This window comes from Bacillus sp. EB106-02-03-XG38, from assembly GCF_058792175.1.
This window is the reverse complement of sequence record NZ_JBYTED010000001.1, coordinates 898,663-917,592: the sequence shown is the minus strand read 5'-3', so window position 1 is coordinate 917,592 and position 18,930 is coordinate 898,663. Positions and strand designations below refer to the sequence as shown.

At 34.3% G+C, this 18,930-nt stretch carries 22 protein-coding genes and 2 pseudogenes; 19 read left to right on the top strand and 5 right to left on the bottom strand.

Annotation, left to right across the window (positions count from 1 at the left end):
* Positions 1-38: 38 nt before the first annotated feature.
* A complete protein-coding gene (locus AC3WTI_RS04695) occupies positions 39-884 on the bottom strand; it encodes an oxidoreductase (RefSeq protein ID WP_218777773.1) in 846 nt (281 codons plus the stop codon).
* 174 nt (positions 885-1,058) lie between these two features.
* Here AC3WTI_RS04695 and AC3WTI_RS04690 point away from each other — a divergent pair, with 174 nt between their 5' ends.
* The 5 genes from AC3WTI_RS04690 (at position 1,059) to lpdA (ending at position 6,380) form a co-directional block, all read left to right on the top strand.
* A complete protein-coding gene (locus AC3WTI_RS04690; RefSeq protein WP_087956134.1) occupies positions 1,059-1,538 on the top strand; it encodes a DinB family protein in 480 nt (159 codons plus the stop codon).
* A 169-nt stretch (positions 1,539-1,707) separates the two neighbouring features.
* The gene (gene acoA / locus AC3WTI_RS04685) at positions 1,708-2,706 is read left to right on the top strand and encodes an acetoin:2,6-dichlorophenolindophenol oxidoreductase subunit alpha (RefSeq protein WP_492304340.1); all 999 of its coding nucleotides are present in this window, start codon (positions 1,708-1,710) and stop codon (positions 2,704-2,706) included.
* A 17-nt stretch (positions 2,707-2,723) separates the two neighbouring features.
* A complete protein-coding gene (gene acoB / locus AC3WTI_RS04680; protein ID WP_000198893.1) occupies positions 2,724-3,758 on the top strand; it encodes an acetoin:2,6-dichlorophenolindophenol oxidoreductase subunit beta in 1,035 nt (344 codons plus the stop codon).
* A gap of 27 nt (positions 3,759-3,785) precedes the next feature.
* A complete protein-coding gene (locus AC3WTI_RS04675; protein WP_097841107.1) occupies positions 3,786-4,985 on the top strand; it encodes a dihydrolipoamide acetyltransferase family protein in 1,200 nt (399 codons plus the stop codon).
* A gap of 15 nt (positions 4,986-5,000) precedes the next feature.
* On the top strand, positions 5,001-6,380 hold the full coding sequence (gene lpdA / locus AC3WTI_RS04670) for a dihydrolipoyl dehydrogenase (protein ID WP_087956138.1): 1,380 nt from the start codon (positions 5,001-5,003) through the stop codon (positions 6,378-6,380).
* 82 nt (positions 6,381-6,462) lie between these two features.
* Here the strand turns inward: lpdA and AC3WTI_RS04665 are convergent, their stop codons facing one another.
* A complete protein-coding gene (locus tag AC3WTI_RS04665; RefSeq protein WP_097841106.1) occupies positions 6,463-7,059 on the bottom strand; it encodes a hypothetical protein in 597 nt (198 codons plus the stop codon).
* Between the two features lie 221 nt (positions 7,060-7,280).
* Here AC3WTI_RS04665 and AC3WTI_RS04660 point away from each other — a divergent pair, with 221 nt between their 5' ends.
* Complete coding sequence (locus tag AC3WTI_RS04660; RefSeq protein WP_097841105.1) at positions 7,281-7,937, top strand: DUF4085 family protein; 657 nt, start codon at positions 7,281-7,283, stop codon at positions 7,935-7,937.
* Between the two features lie 49 nt (positions 7,938-7,986).
* Here the strand turns inward: AC3WTI_RS04660 and AC3WTI_RS04655 are convergent, their stop codons facing one another.
* Entirely contained in the window at positions 7,987-8,478 is a 492-nt protein-coding gene (locus tag AC3WTI_RS04655) for a hypothetical protein (protein WP_253621573.1), read from the bottom strand.
* Positions 8,479-8,727: 249 nt separating this feature from the next.
* On the opposite strand from AC3WTI_RS04655, the gene AC3WTI_RS04650 reads away from it, so the two are divergent.
* The 8 genes from AC3WTI_RS04650 (at position 8,728) to AC3WTI_RS04615 (ending at position 13,900) form a co-directional block, all read left to right on the top strand.
* Positions 8,728-9,498 (top strand): DeoR/GlpR family DNA-binding transcription regulator, encoded by a 771-nt coding sequence (locus AC3WTI_RS04650; RefSeq protein WP_087956142.1) that lies wholly within the window; start codon positions 8,728-8,730, stop codon positions 9,496-9,498.
* A 12-nt stretch (positions 9,499-9,510) separates the two neighbouring features.
* Positions 9,511-10,062 (top strand): GNAT family N-acetyltransferase, encoded by a 552-nt coding sequence (locus tag AC3WTI_RS04645; RefSeq protein ID WP_087956143.1) that lies wholly within the window; start codon positions 9,511-9,513, stop codon positions 10,060-10,062.
* A 4-nt stretch (positions 10,063-10,066) separates the two neighbouring features.
* On the top strand, positions 10,067-10,405 hold the full coding sequence (locus tag AC3WTI_RS04640; RefSeq protein WP_087956144.1) for an NIPSNAP family protein: 339 nt from the start codon (positions 10,067-10,069) through the stop codon (positions 10,403-10,405).
* Positions 10,406-10,422: 17 nt separating this feature from the next.
* The gene (locus AC3WTI_RS04635) at positions 10,423-10,596 is read left to right on the top strand and encodes a hypothetical protein (protein WP_001220797.1); all 174 of its coding nucleotides are present in this window, start codon (positions 10,423-10,425) and stop codon (positions 10,594-10,596) included.
* A gap of 123 nt (positions 10,597-10,719) precedes the next feature.
* Entirely contained in the window at positions 10,720-12,570 is a 1,851-nt protein-coding gene (locus tag AC3WTI_RS04630) for a sigma-54-dependent Fis family transcriptional regulator (RefSeq protein ID WP_087956146.1), read from the top strand.
* 112 nt (positions 12,571-12,682) lie between these two features.
* A complete protein-coding gene (locus AC3WTI_RS04625; RefSeq protein WP_087956147.1) occupies positions 12,683-12,940 on the top strand; it encodes a DUF3977 family protein in 258 nt (85 codons plus the stop codon).
* 135 nt (positions 12,941-13,075) lie between these two features.
* A complete protein-coding gene (locus tag AC3WTI_RS04620) occupies positions 13,076-13,315 on the top strand; it encodes a DUF3953 domain-containing protein (RefSeq protein ID WP_142305854.1) in 240 nt (79 codons plus the stop codon).
* 126 nt (positions 13,316-13,441) lie between these two features.
* Positions 13,442-13,900: an SRPBCC domain-containing protein gene (locus AC3WTI_RS04615; protein ID WP_087956148.1), complete on the top strand. Its 459-nt coding sequence runs from the start codon at positions 13,442-13,444 to the stop codon at positions 13,898-13,900.
* A 27-nt stretch (positions 13,901-13,927) separates the two neighbouring features.
* On the opposite strand, the pseudogene AC3WTI_RS04610 reads toward AC3WTI_RS04615, so the two are convergent.
* Positions 13,928-14,217, bottom strand: a pseudogene (locus AC3WTI_RS04610) (hypothetical protein); the annotation flags it as partial.
* Position 14,218: 1 nt separating this feature from the next.
* Between AC3WTI_RS04610 and AC3WTI_RS04605 the strand changes: the two are divergent.
* Positions 14,219-14,305, top strand: a pseudogene (locus tag AC3WTI_RS04605) (NUDIX hydrolase); the annotation flags it as partial.
* 35 nt (positions 14,306-14,340) lie between these two features.
* Here AC3WTI_RS04605 and AC3WTI_RS04600 read toward each other — a convergent pair.
* Positions 14,341-14,952 carry a TetR/AcrR family transcriptional regulator gene (locus tag AC3WTI_RS04600; RefSeq protein ID WP_087956150.1) on the bottom strand — a complete coding sequence of 204 codons (612 nt, stop codon included), beginning with the start codon at positions 14,950-14,952 and terminating at the stop codon, positions 14,341-14,343.
* A gap of 159 nt (positions 14,953-15,111) precedes the next feature.
* On the opposite strand from AC3WTI_RS04600, the gene kynU reads away from it, so the two are divergent.
* From kynU to AC3WTI_RS04580, 4 genes are all read left to right on the top strand, one after another.
* Entirely contained in the window at positions 15,112-16,398 is a 1,287-nt protein-coding gene (gene kynU / locus AC3WTI_RS04595; protein WP_097841104.1) for a kynureninase, read from the top strand.
* A 2-nt stretch (positions 16,399-16,400) separates the two neighbouring features.
* Positions 16,401-17,030, top strand: coding sequence for an arylformamidase (kynB, locus tag AC3WTI_RS04590; protein WP_087956152.1), 630 nt, complete (start codon positions 16,401-16,403; stop codon positions 17,028-17,030).
* Positions 17,031-17,062: 32 nt separating this feature from the next.
* Positions 17,063-17,902, top strand: coding sequence for a tryptophan 2,3-dioxygenase (kynA, locus tag AC3WTI_RS04585; RefSeq protein ID WP_000661967.1), 840 nt, complete (start codon positions 17,063-17,065; stop codon positions 17,900-17,902).
* Positions 17,903-18,019: 117 nt separating this feature from the next.
* The gene (locus AC3WTI_RS04580) at positions 18,020-18,928 is read left to right on the top strand and encodes a serine hydrolase domain-containing protein (RefSeq protein ID WP_087956153.1); all 909 of its coding nucleotides are present in this window, start codon (positions 18,020-18,022) and stop codon (positions 18,926-18,928) included.
* Positions 18,929-18,930: the final 2 nt, after the last annotated feature.

The window sequence follows — 18,930 nt, the reverse complement described above, 5'->3', positions numbered from 1 at the left end:
AATTCGCACCTCTTTCAAAATGGTTTTCAAAAAGTCTATTACATTTTCTTAAAGGTTCTCAATACAAGGTACTCCCACAATCTCCAAGGAAGGATCTTCTTCGCAAAGATCATAAATTTTACACCTTTTCCAATCGGATATCGTAAATTCGTACGCTTAGATTCAGCGATTTCTACAATTTTATTAGCAACATCTATCGGATTACCAAATGTATCACTGCCCCTACTAATATGTTTTTGTATTTTCTCCATATATTCTTTGTAAGGAGAAGTAGTTTCGGATTGGTTTGTAGCTAGTTGTTTACCCACTTCCCAAATATTCGTGTTATAAGAACCTGGCTCGATTAAAGCAACATCTATTCCGAACGGTTTTACTTCTAAACGAAGGGATTCACTCCATCCTTCTAATGCATATTTTGAAGAAACGTAAGGGGATAGACCAGGGAATCCAACTTGACCACTGATGCTGCTTATATTAATGATTTTCCCACTTTTTTGTAATCTCATATAAGGTAAAACAAGCTGAGTGATTGAAATAGCGCCAAAAAGGTTCGTTTCAAATTGTTTACGGTATTCCTCTACTGGAATTTCTTCAACAAATCCTCCAGTTGCATATCCTGCATTATTAATAAGAAGGTTTACCCTGTTTATTTCTTTTAAAAATAATTGGAAATTATGTATAGAGTTTTGATCGGTTACATCTAATTGTTGAATTTTTATGTTTTGTTGTAAATTGAGTTTAGTAGCTTGAGATATTAAACCTTCTTGTTTATTAAGGTTTCGCATTGTAGCAATGACTAAAAAGTCTTTTTTTGCAAGCTCAAGTGTTGTTAATAGACCGAAACCACTTGAAGCCCCAGTAATAACTGCGATTTTTTTATTCATTTTTTGCTCGCTTTCTTTTTCTTTTATCATAACGAGTTATGAAAAGAAAATCTATTAATCTTACATTCGTTTTAAGAGCAATATCGTTAATTCTATTTTAAAAGAGGGAATCATACGGACTCAGCGTATATAAAGAAGTGAGTATGAATACGTTAATGAAATGAGGGAATAAAAATGGCCCATGTGAAGGATGTATTAGCAGATCAGTTATTAGCGAATGCAAACGATCCTAGTTGGTATATTCCATTTTCAGATGCAGTGAAAGATCTACCTGAGAGAGAAGCTTTCTGGAAACCGAATGAAGAGAGTAATAGTATAGCTGAAATTGTACAACATTTATTGTATTGGAACTCAACGTGGCAAACTAGGTACAAAGAATCGAATGTGAATGCCGTGCCTGCTATTGGTGATAATAACAAAAGTTTTATGCTTTCAGATAATCAATCTTTCGATGAGTTAAGAGAAAAGCTACTAGAGAAACTGTTACTATGGCAAAAGCTAATAAATGAAGAAAAGGTTGAAAGTGATGTGGTTGGATTTCCTGTTTCCGCAAAGTGGTGGGAAGTATTAGCAAATGTAACAACTCATAATGCTTATCATATTGGTCAAATTATCTACATCCGGAAGTTACAGAAGAGTTTTGATAATGAATAAGATCATAATTCTCAAATTAGGTGAACAAAAGTGGACAAAACGAGACAAGTGTCTCATTTTGTCCACTTTTTTATTTTGAAGGAATAGAGAAAAACTATGAAATCAAGGATTAGAAGTTGGCACAGTATTTGCAATATAAAAGATGAACAAGAAAATAGGAGGGCTGGACATGTTAAAAACAACTGAAAGTAAAGGGAATGAAATTACGAAAGAACAAGCTCGTTGGATGTATGAAAAAATGTTAGAGATTCGTAAGTTTGAAGATAAGGTACATGAATTATTCGCGCAAGGCGTTCTACCAGGTTTCGTTCATTTATACGCAGGTGAAGAAGCAGTAGCAGTTGGTGTATGTGCCCACTTAACGGATCATGACAGTATTACAAGTACGCATAGAGGACATGGACATTGTATCGCAAAAGGCTGTGATTTAAACGGTATGATGGCTGAACTTTTTGGGAAAGCGACAGGATTATGTAAAGGTAAAGGCGGTTCCATGCATATTGCCGATTTAAATAAAGGAATGCTTGGTGCAAATGGGATTGTAGGTGGTGGTTTCCCACTTGCTTGCGGCTCAGCATTAACAGCTAAATATAAAGGTACGAAAGATGTAAGTATTTGTTTCTTCGGTGACGGAGCAAATAATGAAGGAACATTTCATGAAGGGGTTAATTTAGCGGCGATTTGGAAGTTACCAGTTATTTTTATCGCAGAAAATAACTGTTACGGTGAAGCAACGACATTTGAATATGCTTCAAGTTGTGATTCCATTGCAGATCGCGCGAAAGCATATAATATTCCAGGTGTTCAAGTAGATGGAAAAGATTTACTTGCAGTGTATAAAGCGGCGCAAGAAGCAGTAGAACGTGCGCGTAATGGCGGTGGGCCAACAATAATTGAATGCATGACATATCGTAATTACGGTCATTTTGAAGGTGAAGCACAAACGTATAAAACTGCAGAAGAAAAAGAAGAACATTTAAATGAAAAAGATGCAATTGTGAATTTCCGTAAGCATTTAATTCATGAAGCACTATTAACTGAATCTGAACTTGTAGATATGGAAAAGGCAGTAGATGAAGCAGTACAAAAATCAATTGAGTTTAGTGAAAACAGTCCATATCCAGGGGATGAAGAATTGTTAAAAGATGTATACGTTTCTTACAAATAAGAGGAGGGTGAAAAATAATGACTAGAACAGTAAGTATGTCAACTGCAATTAATGAAGCGATGAAAATCTCAATGCGTCGTGATGAAAATGTAATTTTAATAGGCGAAGATGTTGCAGGTGGTGCACAAGTTGATCATTTGCAAGATGATGAAGCATGGGGCGGTGTACTCGGTGTTACGAAAGGACTTGTACAAGAGTTTGGCCGGAATCGTATTTTAGATACACCAATTTCAGAAGCAGGTTATATGGGAGCGGCGATGGCAGCTGCTGCAACGGGACTACGTCCAATTGCAGAATTAATGTTTAATGATTTTATTGGAAGTTGTCTTGATCAAGTATTAAACCAAGGTGCAAAGTTCCGCTATATGTTCGGTGGTAAAGCGAAAGTTCCAGTTACAGTACGTACGATGCATGGTGCTGGTTTTAGCGCAGCTGCACAACACTCACAGAGTTTATATGCGTTGTTTACGAGTATTCCAGGTATAAAAGTTGTCGTTCCTTCTACTCCGTATGACGCAAAAGGCTTATTATTAGCAGCAATTGAAGATGATGACCCAGTAATCTTCTTTGAAGATAAAACACTCTACAATATGAAAGGTGAAGTGCCGGAAGGGTACTATACAATTCCATTAGGGAAAGCAGATATTAAACGTGAAGGTTCTGATGTAACAATCGTCGCAATTGGAAAACAAGTTCATACAGCACTTGCAGCTGCTGAGCAATTATCGAAAAAAGGACTTGAAGTAGAAGTAATCGATCCACGTTCTTTGTCACCGCTTGATGAAGATACCATTTTAGCATCTGTTGAAAAAACAAATCGCCTAATCGTTATTGACGAAGCAAATCCAAGATGTAGTATTGCAACAGATATTGCGGCAATTGTAGCGGATAAAGGATTCGATTTGTTAGATGCACCTATTAAACGGATTACAGCACCACATACACCAGTTCCATTCTCTCCACCACTTGAAAAGTTATATTTACCAACGCCGGAGAAAGTAATTGAAACTGTATCAGAAATGATCGGAGACCAATCGTTATTACATGTGTAATGAAACGATGAGAAAGGGGAGAGAAGCATGGCTGTAGAAGTTGTAATGCCAAAGTTAGGTATGGCGATGAAAGAAGGTATTATTACGAGCTGGAATATTAAAACAGGTGATCATGTAGCAAAAGGTGAACTAATTGCTAGTATTAACTCGGAAAAAATCGAAACGGAAATAGAAGCACCAGCTGATGGAACTGTTCTTGATATAGCTGTAAGTGAAGATGAGGGAGTGCCGCCGGGTACTGTAATTTGCTATATCGGTAAGCCGAACGAAAAAGTAGAAGTAAATGAAAGTACACAAGTGGTAGAAGAAAAAACACCGAAGCCAGAAGTTAAAAAGGTCCAACATCCAGAACCATATGCGATAGATGTGACGAAGCAAAGAATCAAAATTTCACCTGTAGCGAAGAAAATTGCAAAGTCTGAAAATCTGGATATCAAGGCATTAGTTGGTACAGGGCCCGGCGGAAGAATTACAAAGGTAGACGTATTAAAGGCGCTTGAAGAAAAAGTCGTAATTCCAGGAGTACTTGAACAAGAAGAAAGTAAAGTCATTCCTGTTACTGGTATGCGAAAAGCAATCGCGAACCGTATGCATACAAGTTTACAAAATAGTGCGCAATTAACATTAACAATGAAAGTAGATGTTACAGATTTAGTTGCTTTACATAAAGACATAGCGGAAGTCGTACAAAAACGATACGATAACAAACTAACCATTACGGATTTCGTTTCTCGTGCTGTGGTATTAGCGCTTAGAGAGCATAAAGAAATGAACAGCGCTTATATAGATGATGTAATTCATCAATTTGAACATGTTCATTTAGGTATGGCGGTCGCATTAGAAAAAGGATTAGTCGTTCCAGCTATTCGTTTTGCTAATAATCTACCTTTAGTAGAGTTATCTAAAGAGATTAAAAACGTTGCACAAAAAGCACGAGCAGGCAGTTTAAGTAGTGATGATATGCAAGGAACAACCTTTACAATTAGTAATTTAGGTAGCTTCGGTATTGAATATTTCACGCCAGTATTAAATACACCTGAAACTGGTATTTTAGGTGTAGGTGCAATTGAACATATTCCTGTATATAAAGGGGAAAAATTAAGAAAAGGAAGTATGTTACCTTTAAGTTTAACATTCGATCATCGAGTATTAGATGGTGTACCAGCAGCTGCATTTTTACGCACAATTAAACGTTATTTAGAAGAACCTGTAACAATTCTTTTATAAAGAGAAGGTGAGAGAATGAGTAAATTAGTTGTTATTGGAGGCGGTCCTGCTGGTTATGTAGCGGCAATTACCGCGGCTCAAAACGGAAAAGATGTCACTCTTATTGATGAAGCTGATCTTGGCGGGACTTGTTTAAATGTTGGATGTATGCCTACAAAATCATTGTTAGAAAGTGCAGAAGTACATGACATTGTGAGAAAAGCGAATCATTATGGAGTTATGCTTAACGAAGGAAGTATTTCAGTTGATTGGAAGCAAATACAGGCGAGGAAATCACAAATCATAACACAGCTCGTCCAAGGAATTCAATATTTAATGAAGAAAAATAAAATAAAGGTTATGCAAGGTAGAGCGAAATTCGAAACGGATCACCGTGTGCGAGTTACAAATGGTAATAAAGAAGATGTAGTAGATGGAGATCAGTTCATTATAGCGGCAGGTTCAGAGCCGACTGAATTACCTTTTGCTCCATTTGAAGGGAAGTGGATTTTAAATAGTAGCCATGCAATGTCCTTAGAAAATATACCGAAATCATTATTAATTGTTGGCGGTGGTGTAATAGGGTGCGAGTTTGCAAGTATTTATAGTCGCCTTGGAACAAAAGTTACGATTGTTGAAATGGCACCACAATTATTACCTGGTGAAGATGAAGATATAGCACATACATTAAGAGAGAAATTAGAAAATGACGGTGTAGAAATATTTACAGGAGCTGCTTTAAAAGGATTAAATAATTATAAGAAGCAAGCTTCATTTGAATATGAAGGAAGCATCCAAGAAGCTAACCCGGAATATGTTCTCGTTTCTGTAGGTCGAAAACCACGTGTTCAAGGATTAGATTTAGAAAAAGCAGGCGTCCAATTTTCAAATAAAGGAATTTCTGTGAATGAACATATGCAAACAAGTAAATCACATATTTACGCAGCAGGTGATGTGATTGGTGGAATCCAGCTTGCCCACGTTGCTTTCCATGAAGGAACGACAGCAGCATTACATGCGAGCGGAGAAGATGTAAAAGTAAACTATCATGCTGTACCTCGCTGTATGTATACAGCACCAGAAATTGCTAGCGTCGGTTTAACAGAAAAAGATGCAAGAGAGCAGTACGGTGACATACAAATTGGAGAATTTCCTTTTACAGCGAACGGAAAAGCACTTATTATTGGAGAACAAATAGGAAAAGTAAAAGTTATTGTGGAACCTAAATATCAAGAAATTATAGGGATTTCAATTATCGGTCCTCATGCAACCGAACTGATTGGACAAGGAACTGTAATGATTCATACAGAAGTTACCGCTGATATAATGAGAGATTATATTGCAGCGCATCCAACTTTATCTGAAGCGATTCATGAAGCGTTATTGCAAGCAATAGGACATGCTGTACATGCTTAAATGGAAATATAATAAACCACTATTCTCTAAATGAATAAGAGAATAGTGGTTTGAATTTTCACAGAAAAAATTAAATATCCTATTATTTTTTTACGTCAATCGCTGAAGTAATATCGTTCCAATCAGCAGCTAAATTAGCAGTTTTACCATACCAATCAGCATGTTTAAATACAACACCTTTTCCATATCCTTGTGTTGAAGTATGCTCCCAAAGTGTCGTTGAATAACTTGCTGAAGGCGATGCTGTACTTACAGAAGAAATTCTGTCATTCCAGCTAGAAGGTAGGTTTTTAAAACCGCTGCTCCAGTAAATATATTGGCCACCTTTATTTTTATGTTCATAAAAATCAGTACTACCAGCACCGCTACCTAAAGGATTAATTTTATTTTTAAGTGCTTTTTTATCCTTTTCAATATAAGCATCTAATGTTTCACGGCTAGTAAAACCATAAGCTAACCAATCTCCATTTTCATTTTGCTCAGGTAATACCATAGTAATTTGGATGTTTTTTTTCTCCTGATCACTTAATTTTGCAAAAGAAGTAACATTCTGTTCATCAACTTTTAAATAATCAAATGATTTAATTACATTACTTTTTTCTTCAGCACTTGCTACTCCTAGTCCTCCAGTGAATGCAAATCCCGCTACTAGTGTACCTGCTACTAATTTCTTCAACATATAACCATCCCTTTTTGTTTAGATTTTTGTACAAGTGAATCTTTGTACTATTAAAATGTATTCTAATTATAAATAATTGTAAATATTCTGAAGTTTTAGAAATAAAAGGCGGAATATTTACAGTTTTGCATTTTTTCTTTAGAAAAAATAGTTATTGGAATGATATAATAAATAGATATATCGCTTTTGTTGGATGTTAAAATGTTTTAGGAGGAAAGCTATTGAAGTATTTCAATAAAGATTGGTATAAAGAAATGCAAGTATTTGGATTCTTAATTTTCCCAGAAACAGTAGAAGAATGGGAAGAGCTGTTGCGAGAGAGCGAAAAAGTAGGAGTGGATTATAAGCAAAGTTTAAGAGAAGACGTGGAAGAAAAGAAAGAAGATTTATTAAAGTTTCTACCTAAGTCATTACATCCATACATTCATGACAATACCATTAATTCAGAATACCCATCGGAAAAATTAAAGAAACTTATGCTTGAGTGGACAGTAGATTATGAGAAAAGAATGAATGATTTAGAACAAGCTTGTATAGATAATTATAATAGTATAAAAGAAAAGCTCTTGCAGAATGTCGTTCAACTACATGATTACTCACTACATGATAGTGTAGTCAAATCAGTAGAGAGAAGATCAAAAGATACGCTAATTATTACTTTAGATTGCAGTGGTACTTTCAGTGAATTTGATAAACTGCAAGTAACTTTTACAGGCGTAACGAAGTGTTCAATTCCGGAAGATTTTGAAGGTGCTTGGTGGTTAAGTCATGAGATAAATCTTACGAATGAAGGATTCGAATTGGGTGTTTTATTTGATTGCCCATTTGAAGAAGTGACAATTTGTGCAAAAGACGTATTGCTTGAGATAAGTAACTAGTAAACTTTATAACTTTACAAACAAAAAAACAGTCTTATAAGACTGTTTTTTATTTAGATGCTAAATTATCAAGTTTCCAATATGTATCTGTTAACGGCGCAGCTTTGCTATCTATGTATAAATACATATTATTTAAATCTTTTGGTGAAGTTTTCATATTAAATTGAATGTCGCTAGTTAAAGAAAACTCAGATGGAATCTTTTTAGCATTTTCATTTTGTATAACTGCACCTTCGTATTTTTCACCCGTTTTTTCATCTTTTATGAAATATTTTATTTCTGAAAGATCTATCGTTTGTCCGTCAACACGAGCGTTATTTATAGTAACGCGAGCTGTGAGACGCCACTCTTTGTCTATTTTTTCGAATTTAGCATTTTCAACAGTTGCTCTATAGTATTTATTCTTATATATTTCCCCATAGTGCATTGCATTCTTTTCAAGAGCGCTCTTTTCTTGTTTCGGTGCAGTATTCCCATTACATCCTGCCATTAGTCCTGTAAATAATAATGCTGTACAAGTTACTTTAATTATAGATTTCATAATAATTCCTTTCTGTGCTAAAAAGTAAAACATAGGAATAATTTTACATCAATAGGAAGTTAAATGGAAGTATGTTTGTGGAATATGCAAATATGCATTTGTTTCGTTCTGAAGTTAACGGAATAGAAAGAGAGAAAAGCTGAATAAAACGGAGTGAATAAGAATTGAAAATATTGTAAAACGGAAGAGACATGCATATAATTAAAATAAGGATGAGATTTCAGAATCTTCAATAACGGCGGTGGGTACATGTTTACTGAAGAGCGTAGAGAGAAAATTTTAGAGTTACTTAAGAAAAACGGAAGGGTAATTGCTAAAGATCTTGCGGAAAGTTTCGATATGTCTATTGATTCTATAAGAAGAGATTTGTCTATTATGGAGAAGGATGGCTTGTTAAAAAGAACACATGGAGGTGCAGTTGAACTTACGCGAGTGAGGAACTTAGCCGCCAAACTATCAAAATGTTATCGTGATAGTTCACTAAATGCAGAAGCGATTGCGAAAGTTGCTGCATCATACATACAAGAAGGAGATTCCGTTTTTATTGGCGGGGCATCTATTCATAATACGATGTTAAAGTATTTACCTGAAACATCATTTACAGTGATTACGAATTCTTTAGAGATTGCTAGTAAGTTACGGGAGTATAAGAATGTAGAAACGTATTTAATTGGTGGAAAAGTGAAACCATCAGGAAATATGACAGATACACTTTCCTCTGAAATGATAAGTAGATTATCTATTGATCTGTATTTCTCTACAGGTGGCGGCATTTCATTGAATGGTATAAGTACTGCAACGCCTGAAGTTGCTTATTTTGGAAAAACCGTAAGCAAAATTGCTAGAAGAAATATTTGTTTAGCTCCTCATAATAAACTCGGAATAGACTGCTTTATAAAAGGAGAGTCACTAATAGAAATCGAACTTATTATAACAGATGAAGAAGCTAGTAAAGAAACGATTCAACAATTTCAGGAACAAGGTAAAGAAATTGTAATAGCGTCAATAGATCCCATTTAAAAGGAGTTTAAAATGATTATAAAAGAACAAGAGTTTCATATAAATGGATTAATTTATACAGTTCGTTCTGCAGTTGAAACGGATGCAGAGCAGTTATCGAAAATTAGAGTTCAGATCGATGGTGAAACTGAAAATATGGATAGAGAAGCTGGGGAGGGATTTATAGATAAGTTAGGTTTTCAAAAAATAATAAAAACAGATAGTGAAAGGATGAAGAATCTCTTTTTAGTTGCAGAAGTGGACAACCGAATCGTAGGATTTTCAAGATGTGAAGGATCAAATTTGAAGAGATTAAAACATAAAGTAGAATTTGGTGTTTGTATTTTAAGAGAGTTTTGGGGATATAGAATCGGTAAGAGTTTACTGCAACAATCTATTCAGTGGGCTGATGAAAATGAGATTAAAAAGATATCATTACAAGTGTTAGAGACAAACGAGAAAGCCATTCAACTTTATAAAAAATTAGGTTTTGAAGTAGAAGGTATTTTGAAAAATGATAAAAGGCTGTCGGATGAAAAGTATTATAATACGGTTGTAATGGGAAGATTCATAAAAGAGGTGTAGTGGAATGTTTTACAGAAGAAAGTACTATTTAGTAAAGAATGAATTTGTAGAAATATTTAACGAGCATTTTACTAACACGAACTTACCCAATCAATTAAAGCATGGTTCCAGGCTAATAGGACGCTGGATGAAAGATAATAATGATGGTACAACTGAAATATTCGCCATATGGGAATACGATAGTTATATACAGTATAAAGAAATTGAATCGAAAATCAGAAGCGACGAGGGGCATGTGAAAAGAATATATGATTGGTATGAAAAGCATGGCGGAAGAGAATATGTTTTACAGAAGTACATACTAGAGTTAAAAAATGAAGAGTTAGTCTGTACAGTAAGGTGATAGAGGAGGGAGTAATAATGAGAATTAAAACAAAATTATATTTTAGTTTAGCATCTACCATTTTATTTGCAATAGCGGTCATTGTTTTCTTTATAAATGATACTCCACAAAAGTGGTTTTGGTTATGTATTTTCTTTGCGTCCATTATACAAAATATGGTTTTACTAAAAAAGAATAAAGAAGTGCATTAAGATATTCAAATTATTAACATATTTGTGTCGTCTTTCTAGTTTTATTGAAAACGCTTTTATTCAGTTTTATAATAAAAGTATGTTTTTAATAATCTCCAAAATAATGAATAGGGAGATGATACAATGTTAGCTTCACCGTTTTACTTACATACATGGAAAAAGTTTATTAATGAAGGGGTCCTTGATTCGAACCGTATGAACGAAAGAATTTCAGAGTCATGGCATCGATGTAAACAAGCAAATGTGAATCCTCACATGAATAAAGGTCAGAAAATTTTGTCTTCTAATGTTTTTCAAGATCAAAAGAAAAAGAGTGAAATCTTCCTCGATATAGCAATACCTCAAATACAAAGTATGAGAAAAACCATTGATGAACTGCAAATGATGGCATTATTAATTGATCCAGACGGTTACGTTCTATCGTTAAGTGGAAATCAACAAACGTTGAAACGAGCGAAACATATTAATTTCATTGAAGGTGTAAAATGGACGGAAGCAGCTGTTGGTACAAATGCGATAGGAACCGCGTTACAGATTGAAGAGGCTATTATGATAAGTGGTACAGAGCATTATTCTGTCGCATCTCATAGCTGGAGTTGTGCGGCCGCTCCCATTCATAATGATGATGGGAAATTGATTGGGGTTCTAGATTTCTCTTGTCCAATTGAATTTTCACATCCTTATATGCTAGGGATGGTAACTTCAATTGCACATGCGATTGAACGTGAATGTAGTATTCGAGTGCATCAAAATGAACTACATTTAATTCATCGTTTTTTAGATGTAATTGACAGTGATGAACAAGTTGTCATTTGTAATCATCGAGATGTTATCGTTTCTGCAAGTAAGAAGGTTCGAGAACGAGTTTCTAATTGGTCACGAATGAAACTTGAAGATTTAAGGCAAAATGGATTGAAACCTAAGTTAGAGGTGCCAGTATATAGTAATGATAGAATGATTGGGAAATGTATTTATGTAAAGGAAAATAAACAAGGAAATTTATTTTCAACTGCCCCATTTATTAGTGGAATTACTTTCCCAGGAGTTATTGGGACAAGCAATGCATTTCAACATACTTTAGAAGAAATTAAGCTTGTATCTCCAACTGACGCTAGTGTATATGTTTGTGGTGAAACAGGTGTAGGGAAAGAATATGTAGCGAGAGCGATTCATGAAAATAGTCCAAGAAAAAATGGCCCTTTTATAGCTGTTAACTGTGGTTCATTACCAAAAGAATTAATGGAAAGTGAATTATTCGGTTATGCTGAAGGTGCGTTTACAGGTGCGCGGCGCCAAGGGTATAAAGGGAAATTCGAACAAGCAGATGGAGGGACAATATTTTTAGATGAAATTGGTGAAGTACCGCCAGAGATGCAAGTCGCATTATTACGTGTTTTACAAGAGCGAACAGTAACCCCAATTGGCAGTTCAAAAGAAGTACCGTTAAGTATTCGTATTATTACTGCAACACATAAAGATTTACTGCGATTAGTTGAAGAAGGCAAGTTCCGTCAAGATTTATACTATCGTTTACATGTTTATCCACTATATGTTCCGTCGTTAATAGAAAGAAAAGAAGATATTCCGTACTTCATACAAGATTTTTGTAGACGAAAGAATTGGAATGTGGTATTTCCAACGAGCATTTTTAATCAATTTTTACAGCATACATGGTCCGGAAATATTCGAGAGTTATTAAATGTGTTAGAACGTATTTACATTTTGTCGCAAGGACGGGAAATATGCGAAAAGCAAATCTCTTTTTTATTACAAACTATGATGGGAAATCAACATCAACTTGCATTACAAGTAGAAAATATAACAAAGCATACATTCAATCTCCGTGAGAAAATACAGCGTGATAGTATGATTGAAGCGCTAGAAAAGACGAATGGAAATGTTTCATTAGCTGCCAAACTGTTAGATGTACCTCGAAGTACATTTTATAAACGAATGCAAAAATATAAGTTATAAAGTAGATTTTTGTAATCTACTATTTCTTTGTGGGCTCATGTTCTGTCGGAATGTGCGCTTACCGGGGAAATAATAGAATAGTTAGAAATTAATTTTCGGGAGGGGGACTTATGTGAAGTATATTGAAATTGGCATCGGAAATAGGTGGTTCGTTCGAACAGAAACTGAAAATACAGATGGAACTGAATTTGAAGAACGTGGAATCATAAAACCAATTTACTTTGAGTCTTTATATGTACGAATTTGGTTTCGGAAAACGTGTTTAATTTTTGATACGAAAGAAGGATTTAAAAAAGTAAAAAAGAGGAGGATTGAATATAAATTTATAGTCGGGATTGTAAGTAGAATGAATAAAGAAAAGGTATGCTAACATACGCAGTTATATTGGCTAGGAAATTCTTTGGAATTATATCAAATTCATAAAAATTAATTTTGTAAGTATAAATTGTTAATAAAGCCGCTAAGGAAACTTAGCGGCTTCTTTTTAAAGAGGAGGGATCTACGCATGAATAGGATCTTAACGATTTTACTTGCAATTATTGTAATGGGATTTTCTATTTGTAGTTGGAATGATGCTTCGGAACAGAGTATGCTAATTTTGCAAACACTATTAGGGATTATGTTAGTTAGTATGGGAGTGCAAAATTTTAAAAATAAGGAAAAAGAAAATAGGAGTATAGGACTTGTTTTACTACTTGTTGCTTTATTTTTAATTCTTGTATCGTTTATAAAATATTTTAACTGATTTTCTTATTACAATAAGCATTCTTGCAATAAAAGTTAAAATTCTACTTGTATTTCACTATATAAAATATGGCATAATGATTGAGTTAATATAGAATTGGATAGGGTATTTGAGAGGGGCAGTTTAATGAGTTTCGCACTAGAAATAGTAATAAAAGCACCAATTGATGTAGTTTGTGACTATATTGTAGAAGATGAAAAAATAAAAGAATGGAATACGTTTATAATAGAAAATCGTTATCCTTCAAATATGGATAAAGAGAATCCATGTGTAGGAGATAAATATATCTCTGTTCAAAAAGTCGGCAAGAAAATAATTGAGGCAGAAGTAGAAATCATTGAATATGATGCACCACATATTATTTCACTAGGAAGTGAAATGAAGCAAGGTTATTCAGCGATGACTTATATGTTAGAAGAAGATGAGGAAGGTACAGCACTAACATTAATTTCAGAATATGAACCTAGTAATTTTTATTATAAAATTATGTATAAGTTAACAGGTTGGATTTCACGAGGTTTGACTATGGAACAAATGGAGCGTCTAGCAGAGTGTGTAGAAACTGCTTATAATAAAGAAAATTAATATGAAAGACATATTAAAGGAAAAGCGTTACTCAAAGGATTGAGTAACGCTTTTATTTATTTAAGATTTTTATTGAAAATCTTAAAAGCCTTTGTATACATTTCTTTATCAATACGAAATCTTTCTGTTATCCAATAAGTAAGTTCAGAAGAGGTAACGTTAAGTTCTCTTTTCTTACCTTGGAAATAAAGTTTTAAAACGTAATCATGAATAGAAGTTGGAATGCCATCGATATAACCAAAGATTTGAATTTTCTTTAAAACAGGAGATGTACGCCAATTATTAGACTTAGTAATGAGTTCTTTCATACTTTCTAAAGATGGTGAATCTTTAAAACTACAATATTTCTCTCTATCTGAAAAGCCACCTTTAGCGTTACCATACCCAGATAAAATATTTTTATAGATGTAAAATAGCACACTTTATTTATTGAAGGTGTGCTATTTATATAATCCTGTCGTATACATTTCCGTCAATGTATGTACTATCTCTTCTAACTCTAAATTGTTATTATTTTTCACAATCGTCCAAAGAAACATCTCATTCATCGCGAACCAAGCACGTGCTACAATGTCTTTATTTAATTCAGTCTTTGCTAATCTACTTTGTTGAGAGTATGTAATATCCTGCGTAATATTGTTTATAAAGCGTTCCCGTATCTCGTCCCATTTTTGAAGTATCTCTTTTGATAATCCAATCGCTTCTTCAACTACTTGTAAAATAGCTCGTTCTTTCTTTGCTAGTTGCAGAAATGCTCTAACTTGATTTTGGATCATTTTATGTGCTTCCTCTTTCGTTTGAGGCGAAAAGGAGCGTTCAGCAATATCATAAAATTGATTCATAACATCTTCCATTAAAACGATGAGGAGATCATCTTTGTTTTTAAAGTATACATATGCGGTGCCATAACCGGTTTCTGCATGTTTAATAATTTGTGTAACTGTCGTTTTTTGAAATCCATTACGTATAAAAATAGTGTAACCAGCGTGTAATAGTTTCTTCTTTGTTTCTATGGAGCGGTGTTTTCTTGATGAAAGAGTATTGTTTTTCAAAGAATCACCTCTTTATACTGAAATATCTGAAAATATAATTGTATTGTAAAAGAAATTCATATATAAAGTCAACTGACATAATATCATTGACGTTATATCAACTAAGGTGATATATTTCAATTAGTTAGAATAAAAAGAAAATTAAAAGAAGGTGACACCATGTATAAAGAACCATTTCAACCAACTTATGAATATGCGCTTGAATGTGATAAACATGATGAACTGAAAGATTTTCAAACTGAATTCTATAAAAAAGAAGGAACGATATATTTAGATGGAAACTCATTAGGGCTACTTTCAAAAAGAGCAGAGAAATCGTTACTCACTTTGCTAAATTCATGGAAAGAGTATGGCATTGACGGCTGGACAGAGGGTGAGCATCCGTGGTTTTTCCTCTCGGAGAAATTAGGTGAGTTGACTGCACCTCTTATTGGAGCTTTACCAGAAGAAACTATTGTAACCGGTTCCACGACTGCAAATATTCATCAAGTAATTGCGACATTTTATGAGCCAAAAGGAATACGTACAAAAATTCTTGCGGATGAATTAACATTCCCGTCAGATATATATGCACTTCAAAGTCAAATTCGTTTAAAAGGATTAGATCCAGATGAGCATTTAGTACGAGTGAAGAGCCGCGATGGTAGAACACTTTCAGAAGATGATATTATTCACGCAATGACAGATGATATCGCGTTAATTTTATTGCCTTCTGTACTATATAGAAGTGGCCAAATTCTTGATATGAAACGTTTAACAGCGGAAGCGCATGAGCGTGGTATTCATATCGGATTCGATTTATGCCATTCAATCGGTTCTATTCCGCATTATTTCAAAGAATGGGATGTTGATTTCGCTATTTGGTGTAATTATAAATATTTAAATGCAGGACCTGGTGGAGTCGCGGGCCTTTATGTAAATAACAAGCATTTTAATAGAATTCCAGGTTTATCAGGTTGGTTTAGTTCTAGAAAAGATAAGCAGTTTGATATGGAACATACATTAACAGCTGCTGATAATGCAGGTGCTTATCAAATTGGTACACCGCACGTATTAAGTACTGCACCATTAATTGGTTCTCTTGAAATATTTAAAGATGCTGGTATAGAACGTTTACGCGGAAAATCGCTACATATTACAAGATACATGCTGAATTTAATTAATCACGAATTAAAAGATTTCGGATTTACAATTGGCAATCCATTAGAGGATGAAAAACGAGGCGGACATATTTATTTAGAGCATGCGGAAGCGGCACGCATTTGTAAAGCGCTAAAAGCAAATGGAATTATTCCTGATTTCCGTGCACCTAATGGTGTAAGACTTGCGCCAGTTGCTTTATATAACACATATGAAGAAGTATGGCATTCTGTTCAAATTTTAAAGAAAATCATGAAAGATGAAGAATATAAGAAGTTTGAAAATAAGCGAGAGGTTGTGGCATAAACATGAAATCATCAGAGTGGATTGATATTTCACAACCGCTAAATAATGATATTGCTACTTGGCCAGGGGATACACCGTTCTCGTATGAAGTATCATGGTCAAAAGAAGAAAGCGGGTCGGTAAATGTCGGAAAGTTAACGATGAGTATTCATACAGGTACTCATATTGACGCACCGTTTCATTTTGATAATGATGGTAAGAAAGTAATAGATTTAGATGTTCAAGTTTATGTCGGTCCAGCGCGCATCATAGATGTTTCTAATCTTGAAAGCATTGGGAAAAAAGAATTAGAAAGCTTTCATTTAGAAGGTGTAGAAAGATTGTTGTTACGCACATCTTCACATGGTAAAGTGAATGAATTCCCAGATGTAATCCCGCATTTACGTGCAGATATAGCACCGTTTCTTTCAGAGAGAGGTATCTGTTTAATCGGGGTAGATGTACCTTCAGTTGATCCATTAGATGATAAAGAATTAGCAGCGCATCATCAATTGTTTAAACATGGCATACACATTTTAGAAAATGTCGTACTAGAACATGTAGCAGACGGTGATTACGAATTAATCGCGTTACCACTTGCCTTAACAGATGCAGATGGAAGTCCAGTTCGAGCAGTTATTAGACCAATATAAGTAGAATTATATAAAAGGGGCGTTTGGCTAATATGAAAGAAAACGAAAAGGTAATTATGGAAAAAGGAATTCATACGGACTTTAAAGAGAATATGACGTACGGGGAATACTTACAATTAGATAGTTTACTATCTTCTCAAAAGAGATTATCAGACCATCATGATGAAATGTTATTTATCGTGATTCACCAAGCAAGTGAACTTTGGATGAAGCTTATTTTACATGAGTTAAACGCAGCAATTGAGTCTATTAAACAAGATAAATTACAACCAGCGTTTAAAATGTTAGCACGTGTATCAAAAATCCAGTCGCAAATTATTCAATCTTGGGATATTCTTGCGACATTAACTCCATCAGAGTACATTGAATTCCGTGACTCACTCGGTCAAGCTTCAGGTTTTCAATCGTATCAATATCGTATGATTGAGTATGCGCTTGGTTATAAAACACCGCATGCATTAAAAATTTATGAAAAAGATCCAGAATTACACGCTCGTCTTCATACAGCACTACACGCACCAAGTTTGTATGATGTGGCAATTCAAGCACTTGTAAAAGAAGGATTCCCTATTCATAAAGATGTGTTAAATCGTGATATTACGCAGCCTTATGAAGAAGATGCAACAGTAGAAGCGGCATGGTTAGAAGTGTATGCCGATGTGAAAAAATATTGGAACTTATATCAGCTTGCTGAAAAATTAATTGATATCGAAGATTGGCTACAACAATGGCGTTTCCGTCATATGAAAACGGTAGAACGTATTATCGGACATAAAATGGGAACAGGTGGCTCTTCTGGTGTGTCTTATTTAAAACGAGTACTTGATCAACGTTTCTTCCCAGAGCTTTGGAATGTTCGTACGAAATTATAAAAAAGAAACCTGTCAGTTCATTACTGACAGGTTTCTTTTTTATTTGATCACAATTATGTTTTAATTGAAGTTACAAGATATAATAAATCAAGTAATGATTTAATTGGAGGTAAAGTTTTGGATTTCAAGCAACTAGAAAATAAATTTGAAAAGAAAAAAGTAAATACATTTCTTGTTTATCAAAAAGGTGAGTTAACAACTGAGTATTATAAAACGTTAGAGTGTGAAAATAATCTATTTAAAATAAATTCGATTACAAAAAGCATTGTATCTATATTAATTGGTATCGCAATCGATAAAGGATATATAAATGATATACATACATCAATTACAAAATGGATTCCTAATGTACCAGAAGAAAAAAATGAATTAACAATTTACCATCTATTGACGATGACTACAGGTGAAGATTGGAAAGAGTTCGGAAATGGGGTAGTGTTCCCAAATGATTTTGTAGAATCGGAAAACTGGGTGCAATACATATTAGAAAAACCAATAATTGAAGAACCCGCAACAAATATGAATTATAACTCAGGTTCTTCGCATTTGCTTAGCTACATTATCCAAAAAGCTACTGGAATATCGACAGAGCAGTTTGCGAAAAGGTACTTATTTGATCCGTTAGAAATTACCGAATATGAGTGGCAACAAGATCCCCAAGGAATACATGTCGGCGGTTTCGGTATGAAAATGAAATCTAAAGACTTATTAAGGATCGGAATATTATGTTTGCAGAATGGATATTGGCAAGGGAATGAAGTTGTATCCTCGAAATGGTTAAAAGAATCAAGTACAGCTCTATTTGAAACGTATGAACATGTCGGGGCATATGGATATCACTGGTGGGTATTGAATAATGAAAGATTTCACATACCGTATTGTATATATTTTGCTATGGGATATGGCGGGCAATACATCGTTATCATTCCGCAGTTAGAGCTTATTGCTGTAATAAGTAGTCATATGCCAAAACGTGGACTTGTTCCATTGAAATTGTTTATTGAGCATGTACAAGAGAATTATTAGTT